Genomic DNA, 20,211 nt, shown 5'->3' on the forward strand with positions numbered 1-20,211 from the left:
CCCCGTGATCGGACACGAGGACCTCGCCGTGCGGACGCTGGGGCCCTGCCGCATCGACTCGCCGCTGGCCGAACGGCTGGCCGCCCGGGAGACGACGCAGCACTCGGTGGTGGAGGACGACCGCATCCTCTTCGACGACACGATCTCGATGGCCGGGGTCCGCGGCGTCCCGGTCGAGCAGCTGCCCAGCCTCGAGCCCGGCGGCCCGCGCAAGCGCATCTACTTCGACCCGGCCAAGACCCGCGTCGGCATCGTCACCTGCGGCGGGCTGTGCCCGGGCCTCAACGACGTCATCCGCGGGCTGGTCCTCGAGCTGTGCCGGCACTACGGGGTCCGCCGCATCGTCGGGTTCCGCAACGGCTACCGCGGCTTCATCCCGCACTACGGCGAGGACGTCGTCGACCTCTCGCCCGAGGTGGTGCAGCACATCGACGACGAGGGCGGCACCATCCTCGGCACCTCGCGGGGGATGCAGGACCCGGAGGACATCGTCGACGCCCTGGAGCGGCTGGCGATCAACATCCTGTTCGTCGTCGGCGGCGACGGGACGATCCGCGGCGCGATGGAGGTCGTGCGGGTCATCGGGGAGCGCGGCCTGAAGATCGCCGTCGTCGGCATCCCGAAGACGATCGACAACGACATCCCCTACATCGACCAGAGCTTCGGCTTCCAGACGGCGATGTCGGAGGCGACCAAGTCCATCCACGCCGCCAGCGTCGAGGCGCGCTCCGCGCCCGGCGGTGTCGGCCTGGTCAAGCTCATGGGCCGGCACTCGGGCTTCATCGCCTGCTACTCGGTGCTGGCCAAGGACGACGCCGACTACGTGCTCATCCCCGAGGTGCCCTTCGCGCTGCACGGCGAGCGCGGCTTCCTCGAGCACCTGCGCCGCCGCGTGGAGGACCGCGGGCACGCCGTCGTCGTGGTGGCCGAGGGCGCCGGGCAGGAGCACATCGACGAGCACGAGCCCGGCCGCGACGCCTCGGGCAACGTCCGTCTCGGCGACGTCGGCCGGCTGCTGCGCCGGCTGATCACCGAGCACCTCGACGACGCGAAGGTCGAGAACAACGTCCGCTACTTCGACCCGAGCTACGCCATCCGCAGCGTCCCGGCCAACCCCTACGACAGCGCGTACTGCCTCCGGCTGGCGCACGCCGCGGTGCACGCGGCCATGGCCGGGCGCACCGAGGTGATCGTGGCGCGCCGGCGCCGGCGGTTCGTGCACATCCCGATGGCGCTGGCGGTCAGCCGCCGCAACCACGTCGACCCGCTGGGCGACCTGTGGATGTCGGTGCTCGAGGCGACCGGGCAGCCCGTCCGCTTCGAGTAGGCACCGCCCCCGCAGGGATCAGTGCTTCTTGTCGGCGGTGGTGGTCAGGCGCTCCATCTGCGACCGGTCGTCGACCTTGGCCTTGCGCTCGCTGCGCTTCTCCTTGAGCGACTTGCCGGACTTCTTCGACATCGAGTGGCGCGGCGACTTGTCGGCCATGGGGCTCTCCTCGGGTGGGCCGGCCGGTCGGCCGGCGGCTGCCCGGGGCCGACGGCGGCCGCCCCGGGATCGAGCTGACCGGGGTCAGCGGGCAGGCTGCCCGCTGTCGGGTTCCGGGGCGTCGAGATCGTGCAGCAGGACGGTGGGCTCGGCGGAGTTGGCGCGGTCGGTGGCCGCGGCGAAGGCGCGCCGTGCGTCGGCCTTCGTCGTGTCCGGCGGCACGACGAGCAGGTCCACCCGGCCGCGCCTGAGGTCGCCGGTGAGGTTGAGCAGCTGCGGGTCGAGGTGGCGGAACCAGCCCAGCCGGACGGTCCGGTCGCCGACCTGCAGCCGGCGGGGTGCCGCCGCCCAGGAGCCGGGGTTGAACGCCACCCGGGTCGCCCGGATCCCGCGACGGGACAGCTCCTCGAGCAACGGGGCCAGCTCGGTGGTCAGGTCCGACGACCGGGGCCGCCAGGCGCCGTCCAGGGTGGTGCGGGCCGACACCGGGTCGATGAGCTCGAGCCGGACCGCACCGGGACGAACGGCGGGGGTCTCGGCGTCCCCACTGCCGGCGGAGGAGCGGCGGGTGACCCGGATGGTGGTCACGACCGGCTCGCGGTCGGACGACGGGAGGATGCGTGCGTGGTGAGTCCCATGACAGGGACCGCCGATCTCCCTCCGGGAGCGGAGGGGCTGAGCGCCGCAGTGGCGCCGTGGGCTGAACCTACACCCGCCGGGTCGTCGGCCGGGTGCTCCGAGGAGGGGGAGGGCGTGGGCACGAACGGGTACTGGGGAGCGGGTCGCGGCCCGATCGCACCCGACGGCTGCCCCGTCGAGGTGTACGCGCGCCTGCCGCTCATGGGGGAGCCCGAGGTCGTGCACGCCGCGATCCCGGCCGGCGCCTCGGTGCTCGAACTGGGCTGCGGCACCGGCCGGCTGATCCGCGCACTGGCGCGACTGGGGCACCCCGTCCACGGGGTCGACGAGTCGCCGGAGATGCTCGCCCACGCCGTCGACCTCCCGACGACGCTGTCGAGCATCGAGGCGGTCGACCTCGGGCGGACCTTCGACGCCGTGCTGCTGGCCAGCACGCTGGTCAACGGGCCGCCCGGCCTGCGGCACCGCTTCCTCGCGGCCTGCCGCCGCCACGTCGCGCCGCACGGCGTGGTCGTGCTGCAGCAGTCCGCGCCGGCCTGGTTCGGCTCCGTCGCGCCCGGCGAGCGGGAGGAGGCCGGCATCCGGCGGGTGCTGCGGTCGGTGCGGCGCTCCGGCGACCGGGTGGAGGTGGTCGTCGACTACCACGCCGACGGCCAGACGTGGACGCACGCCTTCGACCGCTGGCGCCTGCACGACCTCGACCGGGACCTCGCCGCCGCCGGCCTGCGCGCCGACCGGCGGCTGACCGACGACGGCGTCTGGTCCACGGCCGTGCCGCTGCCCTGACGTCGCCCTCCCGTCCCTCGTACCGTGCCCGGCCATCGACCCGGTCCTGACCGACGCGTGCGGCTTCGACGTGAGGAGTGCCTCCCGAGGTCACTTCCGGGCCACGGTGCACGTCGACGAGTCCGGCGAGATCACACGGATCGTCGCCCACCCCGGTTTCACGACCACGTCGACCGGCCCCTCGGGGGCCCCCTGACCACGTCCGACCGCGGCATGGACCGGATCACCTTCAACGCGGACGGGACGGTCACCGTCGTCGGGACCGGGATCCACCTGAAGGTCAAGGGCGCTGAAGGTCAAGGGCGGAGCCCATGCCATCGGACTGTGGGTGCTGACCATCGACGGCGAGACCGGGGAACTGCTCGACGCCGAGTACCACGGACGCTTCGACTTGGAGGAGCCGGAGATCGTCGACCACATCTGCGCCAGCCTCGAGCCAGCCTGAGTCCACGAGCCTGTCCTTCCGCAGCTCGCTGAGTCATGGTCCGACCGGCGAGTCCTCCCCGCCCGGGCGGTGTCCGGCCGCTGCCCGCGCACCGTCGCCTCCCCGTCCCGCCGCACTCCCGGCGGCACGTCGGTGCGAGCCTCGTCTCACCCGGGCTGTCCGGCGTCGCCGTCTCGCGCAGGCTGGGACACTCGGGACCGGAGATCACCGACCGCGTGTCCGCTATCCGGAGCCCGACGACGAGCTCACGACGCGTGCGGCGATGGCCGAGATCCTGTCCACGGACGTTCCTGACGTGTACCCGTCGTGTACCCGGGAGCCGAGCGCGTAGGGAAGACCGCAGTCCTGATGCCGAAGAACCTCGCCGCCGTCCTGTTCGACATGGACGGCACCCTGGTCGAGTCCGAGCAGCACTGGGGCGAGGCGCTGTTCGGCCTGGCCCGGCGCCTCGGCGGGAACCTGCGCGCGGCCGCGCGCGGGTCCACCGTCGGCACGAGCATGGCGACCTCGATGCAGATCCTCCAGGCCGACCTCGGCCTCGAGCGCAGCCCCGAGGACACCCGTGCCGACATCGCCTGGGTGGAGGACGCGGTGGCAGGCCTGCTCGCCGGCGGGCTGCACTGGCGGCCCGGTGCGCGGGAGCTGCTCGCCGGGGTCCGCACGGCCGCGCTGCCCACGGCCCTGGTGACGACGACGCCGCGCCGGCTCGCCGACCTGGTCATCGGGCAGGTCGAGCGGGCGTTCCCCGACGTGCCGCCGTTCGACCTGACCGTCTGCGGCGACGAGGTGCCCGCCCGCAAGCCCGACCCCGCGCCGTACCTGCAGGCCACCGCGGCCCTCGGCGTCGACCCGGCGGACTGCGTGGTGGTCGAGGACTCCGCGGCCGGGGTCGCGGCAGGCCTGGCCGCCGGGTGCGCCGTCCTCGGCGTGCCGTCGCTGCAGCCGCTGGCCCCCGCGCCGGGACTGGTGCTGCGCGACACCCTCGCCGGGATCGGCGTCGCCGACCTCGAGCGGTTGCTGCTCGACCGGGAGACGGCCGCGCCGCGCGCCTGACCGCTCAGGTCCCGACCTCCTGACCACGGGACACGACCAGGCGCACGCGCGCCAGCGCCGAGACGTCGGTCGTGGCGTCGCCGTCGACGAGCAGCAGGTCGGCGTCGAGTCCCGGCGCCAGCCGGCCGGTGCCTCCCGCCAGGCCGCACGCGTCGGCCGCTGCACCGGTCGCCGTCCGGAGGGCGTCGGCCGCGGGCACACCGCCGTCCACGAGCGATCCGACGGCTCGCGGCAGGAGCCCGTGCGGCTTGCCCGGGGCGATGCCGGCGTCGACACCGCTGACCAGCCGCACGCCGGCGCGGTGCAGCCGGGCGGCCTCCTCGGCTCGCGCCTGCTCGGTGAGGCCCAGCCGGTCGATGAGCTCCTGCACCCGCGGCGGCGGCACGGCGTCCGGGGCGAGGCCCAGCGTCGGGCAGACGGCGGTGCCCGCGCGGGCGAGCTGCCCGGCCAGCGACGGCGGGAGGCCCCAGCCGGTCGCGGTCAGGCCGGTGCAGTGCTCGATGCCGTCGACGCCCGCGGCCAGCACCTGCCGGACGGCGCCGAGGGCGTGCGCGTGCGCGGTCACCGGCAGGCCGAGCCGGTGGGCCTCCTCGACCACGGCCCGCACCTCGGCCGAGGTGAACTGGCAGGCGGCCATGTCCGTGCCGGGCGTCATGGCCCCGCCGCTGGCCATGAGCTTGACGAGGGCGGCGCCCCGCTCGGCGCGCTCGCGTACGGCGGCCCGCAGGGCGTCGACGCCCCGGGCCTCCCCGCCCATCGACGCGCAGTGGCCGCCAGGGGAGGTGATCGGCGGCCCGGCGGCGACCACGGTGGGGCCGGTCGCCGGCGCCCGGTCGACGACCGCCCACCCCACGTCGCCGAGGTCGCGGACGGCGGTGACCCCGGCGGCCAGGTGCTGCCGCAGGCTCCTCGCCACGATCCGGTCGACCTCGTCGGGATCCAGCTCGGGCAGCTGGTCCAGCGCGCGGGGGCTGCTGTCCCCGCAGAGGTGCACGTGCGCGTCGACCAGTCCGGGGAGCAGCGTCGTCCCGGGCAGCGAGGTGACCGGCACTCCTGCGGGCGGCGCGGCGGCGGCCGGCTCGACGGCGAGGACGCGGCCGTCCTCGACGAGGACGAGGGCGCCGGAGGGCAGGACGCGGTCCCCGTCGAAGGCGCGGTCGGCGCGGTAGGCCCGCATGTCGGCCTCCTCGGGGTGCACGGCGGGAGGTCCGCGATGCTGGGGCCCGGAGGCCGCCCGGTCGAGGGGACCCGGCGCGTACCGGTGGTCAGCCGGTCGCCGCGGGCAGGTCGGCGAGCACCCGGGCGCCGGCGGGGGAGACGACCAGCGCACGGGGGAGTGCCTCCACGCGGGACACCCAGCCCTCGGCCAGGGCCGTCCGCAGCAGCGCCGCGCCCAGCGCGCCGCCGAGGTGACTGCGCCGCTCGGTCCAGTCCAGGCAGGTCCGGACCAGGGGACGGCGGCCGGGGAGCACGTCGCCGCACACGTCGGTGAACCAGCGCCGCCCGGCGGCGGTGACGGTGAGCCCGTCGCCGGTGGCCAGCAGGCCACGGGCGACGAGCGTGTCGTGGACCGTCACGCCCCGGCGACCGGCGAGGTGGTCGTAGCAGGTGCGCGCCTCGGCCAGCCGCGCCTCGGCCCGCGCCGTCCGCAGCGACGTCGGCCGGACCCGTTCGCCGGCGAGCACCCCGGCGAACCGGGCGAACGAGTCGGCGGTCAGGGGCACCGCGCCATCCTGGTGCAGCCGCCCGACGGTTCGGTCCCCGCCGGACGCGGCCAGGCTGGGCGCATGCCGCTGCTGCCCACCGCCGTCCTCGAGGACCCGCGCTACCGGGTGCCCGCCGCTCCGCCCGCCGGCGCCGGGCTGACCTGGCTGCGGTCGCAGGTGCCCCGTTTCTGCGACGGCCCCGAGCACCTCCGTCGCCGGGCGAGGGTCGACCGCGTCCCGTCCTCGGCCGTTATCCCCAACTTAATTGCCGACCCAACCACTGCGCTGCTGGAGGCCTTCGGCCTCCCGGCGGGTTGCCTGGACGACGTCGCCCTCGTGGCGGCGGCGTACCAGCCGCACGCGCCGCAGTCGCCGGGTGCCGACGCCGCGCTCGAGCGGCTGGTCGACGCCTGCGGCGGGCGCAGCGAGGAGACGGCGGCGCGACTGTGCCTGCTCGTGCAGGCGCACACGGCGATGCGCGCGCTGATCGGGCAGCGACGGACGGGAGCGGCCGGACCACCGGTGCCGGTGACCCGGCGGGTGGCGCCGGACGGGACGACGGTGGAGGTGGACCTGACCGACGCGCCGTTCGGGCGGGGATCGCACGGCCGCCCGGGCCGGGCGCTGGCCGAGGCGTGGGCGGAGGTGCTCCGGTGAGTGCCGCCGCTGCCTTCGCCGCCCTGCACGACGGCCCGGCGCCGCTGCTGCTGCCCAACGCCTGGGACGTCGCCTCGGCGCTGGCGCTGGCCGCCGACGGCCATCCCGCCGTCGGGACGACGAGTCTCGGCGTGGCCGCGGCCGCGGGGATCCCGGACACCTCCCGCGCGGGACGCCAGGCCACCGTCGACCTGGCGCGCTCGCTGGCGCGGCTGCCGGTGCCGGTCACCGTCGACCTCGCCGACGGTTTCGCCGACGACCCCGCCGAGGTGGCCGCGCTCGTGGCTGGCCTGCCGGCGGCGGGGGTCAACCTGGAGGACAGCACCGGCGGGCGCCTGGTCGACCCGGGGCTGCACGCGGCGAAGGTGGCCGCCGTCGCCGAGGCCGCGCCCGGGGTCTTCCTCAACGCCCGGGTGGACACGTACTGGCTGGGGGAGCACGCCGACCTCGCGACCACCCTCGACCGGGCACGGCGCTACGTGGCCGCCGGTGCCGACGGCGTCTTCGTGCCCGGCCGGCTGGGCGAGGCGGAGATCGCCGTCCTGACCTCGGAGCTGGCGGTGCCGGTCAACGTGCTGGCCGGGGCGCACCCGCTGCCGCGCCTGGCCGAGCTGGGCGTGCGCCGGGTGAGCACCGGCTCGCTGCTGTTCCGGGCGGCCCTGGACGCCGCGGTCGCGGTGGCCGCCCGCCTGCGCGACGGCGAGGCCGCTCCGCCCGCCACGCCCTACGCGGAGGTGGAGGCACGCACGGCGGCGTACGGCGGAGGACCTCCGTGATTGCCCCGGGCGTCGGACTCGCCGGTGCCAGGCGACGGACCGCGGGCGACGGCGGGTGGCCCGTGCCGCCCGCCCGGGGCGTCAGTCCCGCTCGACGATGGGCAGCGTCGCCCAGCCGGCCGCGGCGGCCGCCTCGGCGGGGAACGGCGGGGGAGTGCCGCCGAAGGACGGGCACAGCGCCTGGTGGTCGCACCAGTCGCACAGCCGGGTGCGGTTGGGCCGGAAGTCGCCGGTGGCCACGGCCCGCTCGATCGCCGCCCAGATGGCCAGCAGCGTCCGCTCGAAACGGACCAGCTCGCCCTCCTCGGGGGCGTAGGTCAGCGCGTCACCGTCGCCGAGGTAGATGAGCTTGAGCTGGCTGGCCACGACGCCGCGGGTGCGCCACAGCACCAGCGCGTAGAACTTCATCTGGAACAGCGCCTTGGACTCGAACGCCTCGCGCGGCATCGAGCCGGTCTTGTAGTCGACCACCCGCAGCGCGCCGTTGCGGGCGACGTCGAGCCGGTCGACGTACCCGCGCAGCAGCAGCCCGTCGGGCAGCGTCACCTCGACCAGCTGCTCGCGGCCCTCCGGCTGGATGCGGGTCGGGTCCTCCAGGCGGAAGTAGGTCTCCACCAGCTTCCCGGCCGAGGCCAGCCAGGACTCCAGCGACGGCGGCTCCTGCCCCTCCTCGGCCGCGGTGAACAGCGCCTCGACCTCGGGGTCGGCGCGCAGCTCGTCCCACGCCGGGGCCACCAGCTCGCGGGCCGCCTCGACCGTGCGCTCGGCCGGCGGGAGGTCGTAGAGGCGCTCCAGGACGGAGTGCACCAGCGTGCCCCGCACCGCGGCGGCGCTCTTCTTCTCCGGCAGCCGGTCGATGGTGCGGAAGCGGTAGAGCAGCGGGCAGGTCTTGAAGTCGGCCGCCCGGCTCGGGGACAGCGAGGGCCGGCGAGGTGCCCTCGCGCCCTCCCCGGGAGCCTGCTCGCCGCCGCCGGACGCCGTGTCGGGGAGGACCACTGCCGTCATGAGTCCGAGGGTAGGTCGCCCCTCCGACGGTTCCGAGCGCCCGCGCCGGGAGGGCCCGGCCTCCCGCTCGCCTAGGCTGGCCGCCCGTGGACCCGCAGCCCGAGCCCAGTCAGACCGCGTCGAGCGCCGCGCAGGCGCCCGCCGCCGACCCGGTGCCCGCGGGCGGGGAGCAGCCGGCCGACGTCGCCGCGCCCGTACCCGGCGCCTTCGTGGCCGGCGACCGGGTGCAGCTCACCGACCCCAAGGGTCGGCTGCACACCGTCGTCCTCACCCCCGGCAAGCAGTTCCACACCCACCGCGGTGCCATCGAGCACGACGACCTCATCGGCGCGCCCGAGGGGTCGGTCGTCCACTCCACCGCGAACACCGGCTACCTGGCGTTCCGCCCGCTGCTGGCCGACTTCGTGCTCTCCATGCCCCGCGGCGCGCAGGTCATCTACCCCAAGGACGCCGCCCAGATCGTCGGCAGCGGCGACGTCGGCCCCGGCATGCGCGTGCTCGAGGCCGGCGCCGGCTCCGGCGCGCTGACCTGCTCGCTGCTGCGCGCCGTCGGGGAGTCCGGGCGGGTCACCAGCTACGAGCGGCGCGAGGACTTCGCCGACGTCGCCCGTGCGAACGTGGGCGCCTTCTTCGGCGGGGTGCCCACCAACTGGGACCTGCGCCTGGGCGACCTCGCCGACCACCCCGCCGGCGAGGTCGTCGACCGGGTGGTCCTCGACATGCTCGAGCCCTGGGCCGTGCTGCCCACCGTGGCCGCCGCGCTGCGTCCCGGGGGTGTGCTCGTCGGCTACGTGGCGACGGTCACCCAGCTGTCCACCTACGTCGAGGCGCTGCGTGCGCAGGGCGTGTGGACCGAGCCCTACGCCTGGGAGTCGCTGGTGCGCCCGTGGCACGCGGTGGGCCTGGCCGTCCGCCCGGAGCACCGGATGGTCGCCCACACCGCGTTCCTCGTGACCGCGCGCCGCCTGGCCGAGGGGGCCGTCGCACCGATGCGCCAGCGCCGCCCGCAGAAGTAGCGGGAGGGCTCCCTCCCGCACCGACGACCGTGCCGCGGGGCGGCGGTGACGAGGTCGTCACGGTCCGCGCGAGCCCCCGGCACGGTGTCGGCGGGCGTGTATAGATTTGCCTCCTGGCTCCACCGATGTGCGGAGGTGCGCGATGGGCCCCGGTCCTGCAAGTGGTCCCGACGAGTTCCGAGCGCGGCGCGAGCGCGACGTCTCGGCCCTGCTCTCCCAGATCTCCTACCTCGAGGAGGAGATCGGCCTGCTGCGGCGCAAGGTGGCCGACAGCCCCCGGCACGTGCGGGCGCTGGAGGAGCGGATCGCCGAGGCGGAGGGCCGCGCGGCCTTCCTCTCCGAGCGCAACGACAAGCTCGCCGGCACGCTGCGCGACGCGCGCGAGCAGCTGGTCACGCTCAAGGAGGAGATCGACCGCCTCGGCCAGCCGCCGTCGGGCTACGGCGTCTTCCTCGGCCGCCACGACGACGGCACGGTCGACGTCTTCACCGGTGGGCGCAAGCTCCGCGTCTCGGTGTCGCCGGCGGTCGAGGCGACGAGCCTGCGGCCCGGCCAGGAGGTCATGCTCAACGAGGCGATGAACGTCGTCGAGGCGCTCGGCTTCGAGAAGCAGGGCGACGTCGTCATGCTCAAGGAGCTCCTCGAGCCCCTCGACGGCGTCACCCAGCGCGCGCTGGTCCTCGGCCACACCGACGAGGAGCGGGTCGTCTACCTGGCCGACTCGCTGAGCGACCAGCCGCTGCGCGTCGGCGACTCGCTGCTGCTGGAGTCCCGGTCGGGCTACGTGTACGAGCGGATCCCCAAGAGCGAGGTCGAGGAGCTCGTCCTCGAGGAGGTCCCCGACATCGACTACTCCGACATCGGCGGCCTGGCCCGGCAGATCGAGCAGATCCGCGACGCCGTGGAGCTGCCGTTCCTGCACGCGGACCTGTTCCGCGAGTACGAGCTGCGCCCGCCGAAGGGGATCCTGCTCTACGGCCCGCCCGGGTGCGGCAAGACGTTGATCGCCAAGGCGGTGGCCAACTCGCTGGCCAAGAAGGTCGCCGCCGTGAAGGGGGAGGGGCAGGCGAAGTCCTACTTCCTCAACATCAAGGGCCCCGAGCTGCTCAACAAGTACGTCGGCGAGACCGAGCGGCACATCCGGCTGGTGTTCCAGCGCGCCCGGGAGAAGGCCAGCGAGGGCACGCCGGTCATCGTGTTCTTCGACGAGATGGACTCGATCTTCCGCACCCGCGGATCGGGCGTGTCCTCCGACGTCGAGTCGACGATCGTCCCGCAGCTGCTCAGCGAGATCGACGGCGTCGAGGGTCTGGAGAACGTCATCGTGATCGGTGCCTCCAACCGCGAGGACATGATCGACCCGGCGATCCTGCGGCCCGGCCGGCTCGACGTGAAGATCAAGATCGAGCGCCCCGACGCCGAGGCCGCCCGCGACATCTTCAGCAAGTACCTGACGCCCACGCTGCCCATCTCCCCGGACGACCTCGCCGAGAACGGCGGGAGCCGCGAGGCGACCATCCAGGGGATGATCCAGCGCACCGTCGAGCGGATGTACACCGAGAGCGAGGAGAACCGCTTCCTCGAGGTGACCTACGCCAACGGTGACAAGGAGGTCCTGTACTTCAAGGACTTCAACTCCGGCGCGATGCTGCAGAACATCGTCGACCGGGCCAAGAAGATGGCCATCAAGGACCGTCTGGAGACCGGGTCGAGCGGTCTGCGGGTGGGCCACCTCATGCAGGCCTGCGTCGACGAGTTCAAGGAGAACGAGGACCTGCCCAACACGACCAACCCCGACGACTGGGCGCGGATCTCGGGCAAGAAGGGCGAGCGGATCGTCTACATCCGCACGCTCATCAGCGGCAAGGGCAGTGACTCCGGCCGGGCCATCGACACGGCCACCAACACCGGCCAGTACCTCTGAGCCCCACCCCGGCCGCCCCGCCTCCGCGGGGCGGCCGGGGCGCGCGGCGCACGTCCGGAGGAGCCACGGCATGCCGACAGCGCGGGGGCGCGGGCACCGGCGTGCCCGGATCGCCGCCGGTGCCCTCCTCGGGGTGCTCACCGCCGTCCTGGCCGGCTGCAGCACGACCGTCGACGGCGAGGCCTACTACGCGGGGCTGGAGCAGGCCAAGCCCACCGTGCCGCCGGCCCCGCCGGGCAGCACCGACCCGGTGGCCGCGCCGCTGACCGGGACCTGCTGGCTGCTCGCCGACGGCCAGGAGGAGACACCGCTGGAGCCGCCACAGCAGGCGGAGTGCTCCGGCGACCACGACGCCGAGACCGCGGTGGTCGGCGAGAGCGGCCTGGACGTCGACGCCCCGCGCCCCACGGAGGCCGACCTCGACGCCCCCGACAGCCCCGTCAGTCGGGCGCTGGCGGACCTCTGCGGCCTCGACGTCGTCCGCGAGTACCTCGGCGGCGACGACCTCGACGACCCCTACGCCTACGTCGCCGCCTACCTGCCCGACGAGGAGCAGTGGGCCGCCGGCGCCCGGTGGGCCCGGTGCGACGTGTACTACGGCTACGACGCGCCCGAGACGGCGCCCCGCGTCCTGCAGGGCGCCCTCGCGACCGGCGACGACGCCTTCCGCGCCTGCTTCGCCGGCTCGCCCGCCGACTACTCGGTGGTCCCGTGCTCGGAGCCGCACGAGGCCGAGCCGGTGGGAACCGAGGTCGCGCCGCTGCCCGACGACCCGCCGTACCCCGACGAGCCGGCCCGCCAGTCGCTGATCGGCAGCTGCACCGCGCCGGCACGGGAGTACGGCGGCGGGGAGGTCCCCAACGGCTACGTCGTCGACGTGTGGGTCGACACCCCCGACGAGTGGGCGGAGTCCGCGTTCGCCCGCTGCGCGCTGGTCCCCGCCGGGGGCGGCCGGACGACGACGTCGGTGCGTCCCTGAGGCCCGACCCGGCCCCCGGGCCGCCCGGCGCGGGACGCCTAGTCTCGGTCCCATGAGCGCGCGCCGGGTCATGGGGACCGAGGTCGAGTACGGCATATCGGTGCCCGGGCAGCCCACCGCCAACCCGACGACCCTGTCCAGCCAGGTGGTCAACGCCTGGGCGGTGGCCGACGCACCGACCCGCCGCCGCCCGCGCTGGGACTTCGAGGAGGAGTCGCCGCTGCGCGACGCCCGCGGCTTCGACCTGTCCCCGGCCAACGCGCTGGACCACACCGACCTCGACGAGGACTCGGGGATGGCCAACGTCATCCTCACCAACGGCGCCCGGCTCTACGTCGACCACGCGCACCCGGAGTACTCGACGCCGGAGGTCACCAACCCGCGCGACGTCGTCCTGTGGGACAAGGCGGGGGAGCGGGTGATGGCCGAGGCGGCCCGCCGGGCCGCGCGCATCCCGGGCACCCAGCCGATCCAGCTGTACAAGAACAACACCGACGGCAAGGGCGCCAGCTACGGCGCCCACGAGAACTACCTGATGGACCGGCGGACGCCGTTCATCGACATCATCCGCGGGCTCATCCCGTTCTTCGTGACCCGCCAGGTGTTCGCCGGCGCCGGACGGGTGGGCATCGGCACCGAGGGCCGCACCCAGGGCTTCCAGCTCTCCTCGCGCGCGGACTTCTTCGAGGTCGAGGTGGGCCTGGAGACGACGCTCAAGCGGCCGATCATCAACACCCGCGACGAGCCGCACGCCAACCCCGACGAGTACCGCCGCTTACACGTGATCATCGGCGACGCCAACCTCGCGGAGCTGTCGACCTACCTCAAGGTCGGGACGACGTCGCTGGTGCTGGCGATGATCGAGGCGCGGGCGCTGACCCAGGACCTGTCGATCGAGGAGCCGGTCGCCACGCTGCAGGCGGTCAGCCACGACCCGTCGCTCACCGCGCTGGTGCGGCTGCGCGACGGGCGCCGGATGACCGCGATCGACGTCCAGCGCGCCTACCTCGACCAGGCCGAGCGGTTCGTGGACCGCGGCGGCGAGGCCGACGAGCAGACCGCCGACGTGCTGCGCCGCTGGTCCGAGGTGCTCGACGACCTCGCCACCGACCCGATGCGGCTGGCCGACCGGCTGGACTGGCCGGCCAAGCTGCGGCTGCTCGAGGGGTACCGCTCCCGCGACGGGCTGTCCTGGGGCGACTCGCGGCTGCAGCTGGTGGACCTGCAGTACTCCGACGTGCGCCCGGAGAAGGGGCTGTACCACCGCCTGGTGGCGCGCGGGTCCATGCGGCGGCTGCTCACCGACGACGAGGTGATCCGCGCGATGGTGACCCCGCCGGCCGACACGCGGGCGTTCTTCCGCGGCGAGTGCCTGCGGCGCTTCCCGGCGCAGGTGGCGGCGGCGTCGTGGGACTCGGTGGTCTTCGACCTCGGCCGGGAGAACCTGGTGCGCATCCCGACGATGGAGCCGCTGCGCGGCACGCGCGACCACGTGGGCCTGCTGTTCGAGTCGACGTCGAGCGCGCAGGAGCTGGTCGACACCATCACGGGCGGCTGATGTCGTCGCCGGTCGAGGTCGCCCGCGAGCTGGCCGCCTCGCTGCTCGCGCCCGCGGCGGCGGACGTGGACGCCACGGGGTCCTCCCGCGCGGCCTCCTCGACGCGCTGGCCGAGGGCGGGCTCTACGGCGTCATCGGGCCGGCCGACGCCGGGGGACTGGACGCCGACGAGGCCACCCTCGCCGCCGTCGTCGAGGAGCTCGCCGCCGGTGACCTCGCGACCGCCTTCGTCTGGCTGCAGCACCACGGCGCGGTCGGCTGGCTCGCCGCCGCCGGCTCGAGGCCGGACCTGCTCGCCGACCTCTGCCGCGGGCGCGTGCGGGCCGGCATCGCGCTGCAGGCGGCCACCCGTCCCGACGCGGCGCCGGTGACCGTGCGGCGGAACGGCGGGGACCTCGTGCTCGACGGCGCGGCGCCGTGGGTGACCGGCTGGGGTCTCGTCGACCTGCTGCTGGTGGCCGCACGGGACGGGGACGACGTGGCGTTCGTGCTGGTGGACACCGTCGAGGGGCCGACGCTCACGGTGGTGCCGCAGTCACTGGTGGCCGTGCAGGCGAGCGCCACGGTCGAGCTGCGGATGTCCGGCCACCGGGTGCCTGCCGACCGGCTGCTGGGCCGGACACCACTCGCGGACGTCCGCGCCAGGGATGCCGCCGGGCTGCGGATCAACGGCTCGCTGTCGCTGGGCCTGGTGGCGCGGTGCACCCGGCTGATCGGCTCGTCACCCCTGGACGCCGACCTGGCCGCCGCGCGGTCCCGGCTGGACGCCGCCGGTCCCGAGGAGCTCCCGGACGCCCGGGCCGGGGCCGCGGCGCTGGCGCACCGGGCGGCGGGGGCGCTGGTGGTCGCCACGGGCAGCGGTGCGGTGCGTGCGGGCAGCGTGGCGGAGCGGACGGCGCGGGAGGCGCTGTTCCTGCTCGTGTTCGGCTCCCGGCCGGCGATCCGGGCGTCGTTGCTGACCCGGCTGGGCGCGCCCGGCTGAGACGGCCGGGTGTCGGTGGCTGCGGGTAGTTTCGGCGGCAGCACGCACTCGGCGCGCACCAGGGGAGGGCACATGGCCACCAGGGACACCGGCGGGCAGCAGCGGTCGACGCGGTCGAAGGAGGAGACCGAGGAGGTCGAGGCCTCGGTCGACACCGAGGTCGCCGAGCGCCACAAGGAGATGTCCGAGGACGTCGACGCCATTCTCGACGAGATCGACGACGTCCTCGAGGAGAACGCCGAGGAATTCGTCCGCAGCTATGTGCAGAAAGGCGGCCAATAGGCCATTCTCCCGACAGCACTTCTCGTGCACCAAACAATACCAAGTATTGTCGGGATTGTGGTGAGGAGCGGCCGGTCGGGGAGTTCTCCTCCGACCGGTCACGACGGGACGGCCTGAGCTTCTACTGCCGCGTGCACGCCCGCCGCCGACTCCTCCGTGCCAAGGATGCGCGTCAGGGTCCGCCGAAGAGCAGGCACCGCCGGGAGATTGCCGTACCCGACGGGCACAAGTGGTGTCCGGACTGCGACACCGTGAAGCCGATCGACGAGTTCGTGCGCAACAGGAGCCAGCCGGCGGGGCGGCAGCCGTACTGCAAGCCGTGTCACAACGCTCGCGGCAGAGCGTCGAAGGAGAGGATGGGTGGGTCGCGGACCTACCACCTCAAGAGGCGGTACGGCATCACCGCTGCAGAGGCCGACGCGATGCTCGCCGAGCAGGGCGGGCTCTGCGCCATCTGCGCGAAGGCGCCGGCCGAGCACGTGGATCACGACCACGTGACCGGCAGGGTGCGGGCGCTGCTGTGCTTCAACTGCAACGGTGGCCTGGGTCAGTTCAAGGACGACCCCGAGATATTGCGCGCCGCGGCCCTGTACGTCCTCCACCACCGTGGACTCCAGAGCGGGACGGCGGCCGACTCGGGGGCGAGCGGGTGAGTCAGCCCGGGGCGGCCGGTGCGGTCACCAGGCCGAGACGAGTAGCCCACCACGGTCGGGGCGGTGACGACTCCTCGACGGGGTCGCGGAGGCCCGGAGCCCGACCGCCCGCGTCCCGGGTGGGCGTCAGCCCCGCCGGCCCCGGAGCCGGACCCGCGCGGATGTCATGCGAGCAGGACGCCGGCCGTTCCGGCTGTGATCGAGCCGACGAGGGTCAGCGCCGTGATGAGGCGCGCCACCCCGTCGCGGGGCACGCCCGCCGTGGGGGGTTCCTCGGGCGGCGCGGGGAGGTCCCAGGCATCGCACAGGATCCGCGGCAGCACCAGCGCGCGCCGCCCATGCCGCTCGACGAGCAGTCGGCGCACCTCCCCGGCCTCCGGCAGGGCGTTCAGTCGTGACCAGGGGACCAGCAGGTGCCCGTGGTCGGCGGCCAGCCGCAGCGACACGATCCCGCCCAGCTCCGCATCGGAGCCGACGGACACCGCCGTCACCCCGGCGAGGTCCACCCCGTGCTCACCGAGCGGGGTCCACCCGATCAGCACCGTCCCCTCCAGTCGCAGCCGCCCGGGCACGTCGTGCCGCACCCGCGAGAAGAGGCCGGACGCCGCCAGGAGCACGACCGCGGTCACCAGGACCGCCGGCCACATGGCACCGCTGTCCAGGACCGCATGGCCCCAGGCCGCGCACAGCCCGCAGAGCACGGCCAGCAGCAGGCCCGTCCCGGCCATGGCCGCGCGACGCCGCCCCGCCGGTACCCGTGGCACGCCCGGTGCCGTTCCCGCGGCGGTCGTGTGCCGTCCGTCGGCCATGCCGGCCCCTCTCGTCGGTGTGCGACGGCGCACCGTAGGGCCCACGGGTCCGCCGGACCAGGCCTGCTCGCGTCCCGGGTGGGCCGTCAGCTCCGCCGGTAGGGTCGACGGCGAGCGTCGCGGAGCACCCGCGGCACGTCGAGGAGCACCCCGGTGGGGCGCGGAGAGGGTGGACGGGTTGACCCAGTCGCACACCGGCCGGAGCGGCTTCCCGCCCGCCTACCTGGACCGGGTGGGTTCCTCGTTCACCGACTTCCTCGCCCAGGCGGCACCGGACCTGCTCCCGAGCCGCCGGCCGGTCCCGAGCGTGCAGGCCGGCGACCTCACCCCGCACGGCACCACGATCGTCTCGGTCACCTACGCCGGCGGCGTCCTGATGGGCGGCGACCGGCGGGCCACCATGGGCAACCTGATCTCCAGCCGCGACATCGAGAAGGTCTACCCGGCCGACTCGTGGTCGGTGATCGGCATCGCCGGCGCCGCGGGCATCGCGATCGAGATGGTCCGGCTCTACCAGGTCGAGCTCGAGCACTACGAGAAGATCGAGGGCCTGACCCTCAGCCTCGACGGCAAGGCCAACAGGCTGGCCCAGATGATCCGCGGCAACCTCGGCGCGGCCCTGCAGGGCCTGGCCGTCGTCCCGCTGTTCGCCGGGTTCGACCTCGACGCCGCCGAGGGCGCCACCCCGGGCCGGATCTTCAGCTACGACGTCACCGGCGGGAACTACGAGGAGCGCGGCTACGCCGCCGTCGGCTCGGGCTCGCTGTTCGCCAAGAACTCGCTGAAGAAGACGTGGCGCTCGGGCCTGGACGCCGGCGCCGCCACGCGCACCGTCGTCGAGGCGCTCTACGACGCCGCCGACGACGACTCGGCCACCGGCGGCCCCGACCCGGTGCGGCGGCTGTACCCGATCGTCTACCGCGTCGACGCTGAGGGCGCGGTGCGCCTGACCGACCCCGAGGTGGCCGAGGTCGCCGACACGATCATCAGCGAGCGCGCCGAGGCCGAGCGCCGGGACGTCGGGGAGGCCTGACCCATGACCATGCCGTACTACGCCTCCGCCGAGCAGGTCATGCGCGACCGCTCGGAGTACGCCCGCAAGGGCATCTCCCGCGGCCGCAGCGTCGCCGTCCTCACCTACGCCGACGGCGTGCTGTTCATCGCCGAGAACCCCAGCTCCACGCTGCACAAGGTCGGCGAGATCTACGACCGGATCGGCTTCGCCGCCGTCGGCCGCTACAGCGAGTTCGAGAGCCTGCGGGTGGCCGGCGTCCGCCTGGCCGACGTCCGCGGCTACTCCTACAACCGCCGCGACGTCACCGGCCGGGTCATCGCCAACGCCTACGCCCAGACCCTCGGCGCCATCTTCACCGAGCAGATGAAGCCCTACGAGGTCGAGCTCTGCGTCGCCGAGGTGGGGGAGACCTCCGAGCAGGACCAGCTCTACCGGCTGACCTTCGACGGCTCGGTCGTCGACGAGCCCGACTTCGTCGTCATGGGCGGGCAGGCCGACGCCGTCACCGGGCAGCTGCGCGAGAACTTCCGCGCCGGCCTGTCGCTGTCCGACGCGCTGATGGTCGGCGTCCGCGCGCTGTCGGCGTCCAGCCCGGCGCTGTCGGGCAACGGCGACCGCGGCCTGCTGCCGGCCGGCCAGCTCGAGGTCGCCGTCCTGGACCGCAGCCGGCCCAAGCGGGCCTTCCGCCGGGTCGTCGGCGCCGCGCTGGGGACGCTCCTCGGCGACCGGTCCGCCGGTGAGCAGGCACCGGAGGGCGCGACGCACGCGCACACCCCGAGCGTGCCCCAGCCGGGCACCCCCGCGGGCCTGGGCGACCCGGCCGCGCCCGACACCGCCGGCGGCACCGCCGGGTCGGGGGAGGGCAGCGGTCCCCAGACGGGTCCGGCCGACGGCGTCGGCGGCGGCACCGACGGGGGCAGCTGACCGCTCTCGCGGCGTCCGGCGACCTCCCGCGGCGTCCGGGCGCCCGGCGCGGCGGGAACCGGACGGCGGGCCGCGGCGGGAACCGGCCGGAGTCGCATCCGGCGCCTAGGCTCGGTCCGTGGACCGACGGATCTTCGGGATCGAGACCGAGTACGGCGTCACGTGCACCTTCCGCGGGCAGCGGCGGCTGTCCCCGGACGAGGTCGCCCGCTACCTGTTCCGGCGGGTGGTCTCGTGGGGTCGCAGCTCCAACGTGTTCCTGCGCAACGGCTCCCGGCTCTACCTCGACGTCGGCAGCCACCCCGAGTACGCCACCGCCGAGTGCGACGACCTCACCGAGCTCGTCGTCCACGACAAGGCCGGCGAGCGGATCCTCGAGGGCCTGCTGGTCGACGCCGAGCAGCGGCTGGCCGAGGAGGGTGTCACCGGGGACATCTACCTGTTCAAGAACAACACCGACTCGGCGGGCAACAGCTACGGCTGCCACGAGAACTACCTGGTCGGCCGGCACGGGGAGTTCAGCCGGCTGGCCGACGTCCTCATCCCGTTCCTGGTCAGCCGGCAGCTGGTCGTCGGCGCGGGCAAGGTGCTGCAGACCCCCCGCGGGGCCATCTACTGCGTCAGCCAGCGCGCCGAGCACATCTGGGAGGGCGTCTCCAGCGCCACCACCCGCTCGCGGCCGATCATCAACACCCGCGACGAGCCGCACGCCGACGCCGAGCGCTACCGGCGGCTGCACGTGATCGTCGGCGACTCGAACATGAACGAGACGACGACGCTGCTCAAGGTCGCGATCACCGACCTGGTGCTGCGGATGATCGAGGCCGGCGTGCCGATCAAGGACATGACGCTGGAGAACCCGATCCGCGCCATCCGCGAGATCAGCCACGACATCACCGGCCGCCGCAAGGTCCGCCTGGCCAACGGCCGGGAGATGAGCGCGCTGGAGATCCAGGCCGAGTACCACTCGCGCGCGGCGGAGTTCGTCGACCGCGAGGGCTTCGGGCCGGTGCACCGGCAGATGCTCGAGCTGTGGGGGCGGGTGCTCAAGGCCGTCGACAGCGGCGACCTGTCGCTGATCGACCGCGAGATCGACTGGGCCACCAAGCTCTCGCTGATCGAGCGCTACCGCGCCAAGAACGACCTGTCGCTGTCCTCGCCGCGCATCGCGCAGATGGACCTCGCCTACCACGACATCAGCCGCAAGCGCGGGCTGTACTACCTGCTGGAGCGCCGCGGGCAGGTGGAGCGGGTCGCCCACGAGCCGCTGGTGTTCGAGGCCAAGAACGTGCCGCCGCAGACCACCCGGGCCAAGCTGCGCGGTGAGTTCATCCGCAAGGCCCAGGAGAAGCGGCGCGACTTCACCGTCGACTGGGTGCACCTCAAGCTCAACGACCAGGCTCAGCGCACCGTGCTGTGCAAGGACCCGTTCAAGAGCGTCGACGAGCGCGTCGAGAAGCTCATCGCCTCGATGTGACCGAAGGACCCCCTCCCCCCCACCCCTCGCACGCTCGGG

21 protein-coding genes and 1 pseudogene are annotated in these 20,211 nt (G+C 74.4%); 16 read left to right on the top strand and 6 right to left on the bottom strand.

All coding sequences use genetic code 11. The features are described 5' to 3' along the window. Nucleotides 1–4: 4 nt before the first annotated feature. Nucleotides 5–1,327, top strand: a complete 1,323-nt coding sequence (locus BM414_RS07435; protein ID WP_175551477.1) for an ATP-dependent 6-phosphofructokinase — start codon at nt 5–7, stop codon at nt 1,325–1,327. Between the two features lie 18 nt (nt 1,328–1,345). Here the strand turns inward: BM414_RS07435 and BM414_RS29190 are convergent, their stop codons facing one another. Then, nucleotides 1,346–1,486 (bottom strand): hypothetical protein, encoded by a 141-nt coding sequence (locus tag BM414_RS29190; protein WP_175551478.1) that lies wholly within the window; start codon nt 1,484–1,486, stop codon nt 1,346–1,348. A gap of 84 nt (nt 1,487–1,570) precedes the next feature. Beyond that, nucleotides 1,571–2,074, bottom strand: coding sequence for a DUF5994 family protein (locus tag BM414_RS07440; protein WP_093578826.1), 504 nt, complete (start codon nt 2,072–2,074; stop codon nt 1,571–1,573). 165 nt (nt 2,075–2,239) lie between these two features. Between BM414_RS07440 and BM414_RS07445 the strand changes: the two genes are divergently transcribed. Continuing rightward, nucleotides 2,240–2,911: a class I SAM-dependent methyltransferase gene (locus BM414_RS07445; RefSeq protein WP_175551479.1), complete on the top strand. Its 672-nt coding sequence runs from the start codon at nt 2,240–2,242 to the stop codon at nt 2,909–2,911. Nucleotides 2,912–3,704: 793 nt separating this feature from the next. Beyond that, nucleotides 3,705–4,409, top strand: a complete 705-nt coding sequence (locus tag BM414_RS07450; protein WP_093578828.1) for an HAD family hydrolase — start codon at nt 3,705–3,707, stop codon at nt 4,407–4,409. Between the two features lie 4 nt (nt 4,410–4,413). Here BM414_RS07450 and BM414_RS07455 read toward each other — a convergent pair whose 3' ends face one another. Both BM414_RS07455 and BM414_RS07460 read right to left on the bottom strand, forming a co-directional pair. Further along, complete coding sequence (locus BM414_RS07455; protein ID WP_093579034.1) at nt 4,414–5,586, bottom strand: metal-dependent hydrolase family protein; 1,173 nt, start codon at nt 5,584–5,586, stop codon at nt 4,414–4,416. A gap of 88 nt (nt 5,587–5,674) precedes the next feature. Further along, nucleotides 5,675–6,133: a hypothetical protein gene (locus BM414_RS07460; RefSeq protein WP_093578829.1), complete on the bottom strand. Its 459-nt coding sequence runs from the start codon at nt 6,131–6,133 to the stop codon at nt 5,675–5,677. A 63-nt stretch (nt 6,134–6,196) separates the two neighbouring features. Here BM414_RS07460 and BM414_RS07465 point away from each other — a divergent pair, with 63 nt between their 5' ends. After that, a complete protein-coding gene (locus BM414_RS07465) occupies nt 6,197–6,772 on the top strand; it encodes a hypothetical protein (protein ID WP_093578830.1) in 576 nt (191 codons plus the stop codon). After that, nucleotides 6,769–7,548, top strand: a complete 780-nt coding sequence (locus BM414_RS07470; RefSeq protein ID WP_175551480.1) for an isocitrate lyase/PEP mutase family protein — start codon at nt 6,769–6,771, stop codon at nt 7,546–7,548. The genes BM414_RS07465 and BM414_RS07470 overlap by 4 nt, the downstream gene beginning before the upstream one ends. An 81-nt stretch (nt 7,549–7,629) precedes the next feature. Here the strand turns inward: BM414_RS07470 and BM414_RS07475 are convergent, their stop codons facing one another. Continuing rightward, nucleotides 7,630–8,553, bottom strand: coding sequence for a RecB family exonuclease (locus BM414_RS07475; RefSeq protein WP_093578831.1), 924 nt, complete (start codon nt 8,551–8,553; stop codon nt 7,630–7,632). Nucleotides 8,554–8,639: 86 nt separating this feature from the next. Here BM414_RS07475 and BM414_RS07480 point away from each other — a divergent pair, with 86 nt between their 5' ends. The 8 genes and pseudogenes from BM414_RS07480 to BM414_RS30690 all read left to right on the top strand — a co-directional run bounded on the left by BM414_RS07480 (nt 8,640) and on the right by BM414_RS30690 (nt 15,947). After that, the gene (locus BM414_RS07480) at nt 8,640–9,569 is read left to right on the top strand and encodes a tRNA (adenine-N1)-methyltransferase (protein ID WP_281246717.1); all 930 of its coding nucleotides are present in this window, start codon (nt 8,640–8,642) and stop codon (nt 9,567–9,569) included. A gap of 142 nt (nt 9,570–9,711) precedes the next feature. Then, nucleotides 9,712–11,493 carry a proteasome ATPase gene (arc, locus tag BM414_RS07485; protein ID WP_093578832.1) on the top strand — a complete coding sequence of 594 codons (1,782 nt, stop codon included), beginning with the start codon at nt 9,712–9,714 and terminating at the stop codon, nt 11,491–11,493. 70 nt (nt 11,494–11,563) lie between these two features. Continuing rightward, nucleotides 11,564–12,472, top strand: coding sequence for a septum formation family protein (locus BM414_RS07490; RefSeq protein ID WP_093578833.1), 909 nt, complete (start codon nt 11,564–11,566; stop codon nt 12,470–12,472). A 52-nt stretch (nt 12,473–12,524) separates the two neighbouring features. Continuing rightward, nucleotides 12,525–14,030, top strand: coding sequence for a depupylase/deamidase Dop (gene dop / locus BM414_RS07495; protein WP_093578834.1), 1,506 nt, complete (start codon nt 12,525–12,527; stop codon nt 14,028–14,030). A gap of 106 nt (nt 14,031–14,136) precedes the next feature. Beyond that, nucleotides 14,137–14,250: pseudogene (locus tag BM414_RS31755) on the top strand (hypothetical protein); the annotation flags it as partial. Between the two features lie 96 nt (nt 14,251–14,346). Next, entirely contained in the window at nt 14,347–15,012 is a 666-nt protein-coding gene (locus tag BM414_RS07500; RefSeq protein WP_245784554.1) for a hypothetical protein, read from the top strand. Between the two features lie 72 nt (nt 15,013–15,084). Next, nucleotides 15,085–15,294: a ubiquitin-like protein Pup gene (locus BM414_RS07505; RefSeq protein WP_093578835.1), complete on the top strand. Its 210-nt coding sequence runs from the start codon at nt 15,085–15,087 to the stop codon at nt 15,292–15,294. Nucleotides 15,295–15,650: 356 nt separating this feature from the next. Next, nucleotides 15,651–15,947: an endonuclease VII domain-containing protein gene (locus BM414_RS30690; protein WP_245784555.1), complete on the top strand. Its 297-nt coding sequence runs from the start codon at nt 15,651–15,653 to the stop codon at nt 15,945–15,947. A gap of 164 nt (nt 15,948–16,111) precedes the next feature. Here BM414_RS30690 and BM414_RS07515 read toward each other — a convergent pair whose 3' ends face one another. Then, nucleotides 16,112–16,756 carry a hypothetical protein gene (locus BM414_RS07515; RefSeq protein WP_139245737.1) on the bottom strand — a complete coding sequence of 215 codons (645 nt, stop codon included), beginning with the start codon at nt 16,754–16,756 and terminating at the stop codon, nt 16,112–16,114. 178 nt (nt 16,757–16,934) lie between these two features. Here BM414_RS07515 and prcB point away from each other — a divergent pair, with 178 nt between their 5' ends. The 3 genes from prcB to pafA all read left to right on the top strand — a co-directional run bounded on the left by prcB (nt 16,935) and on the right by pafA (nt 20,172). Next, a complete protein-coding gene (gene prcB, locus BM414_RS07520) occupies nt 16,935–17,789 on the top strand; it encodes a proteasome subunit beta (RefSeq protein ID WP_093579037.1) in 855 nt (284 codons plus the stop codon). 3 nt (nt 17,790–17,792) lie between these two features. Then, the gene (gene prcA, locus BM414_RS07525) at nt 17,793–18,695 is read left to right on the top strand and encodes a proteasome subunit alpha (protein ID WP_093578838.1); all 903 of its coding nucleotides are present in this window, start codon (nt 17,793–17,795) and stop codon (nt 18,693–18,695) included. A 118-nt stretch (nt 18,696–18,813) separates the two neighbouring features. Beyond that, nucleotides 18,814–20,172, top strand: a complete 1,359-nt coding sequence (pafA, locus tag BM414_RS07530) for a Pup--protein ligase (protein WP_093578839.1) — start codon at nt 18,814–18,816, stop codon at nt 20,170–20,172. Nucleotides 20,173–20,211 lie beyond the last annotated feature (39 nt).

It is taken from the genome of Geodermatophilus amargosae, from assembly GCF_900116515.1.
Lineage (GTDB): Bacteria > Actinomycetota > Actinomycetes > Mycobacteriales > Geodermatophilaceae > Geodermatophilus > Geodermatophilus amargosae.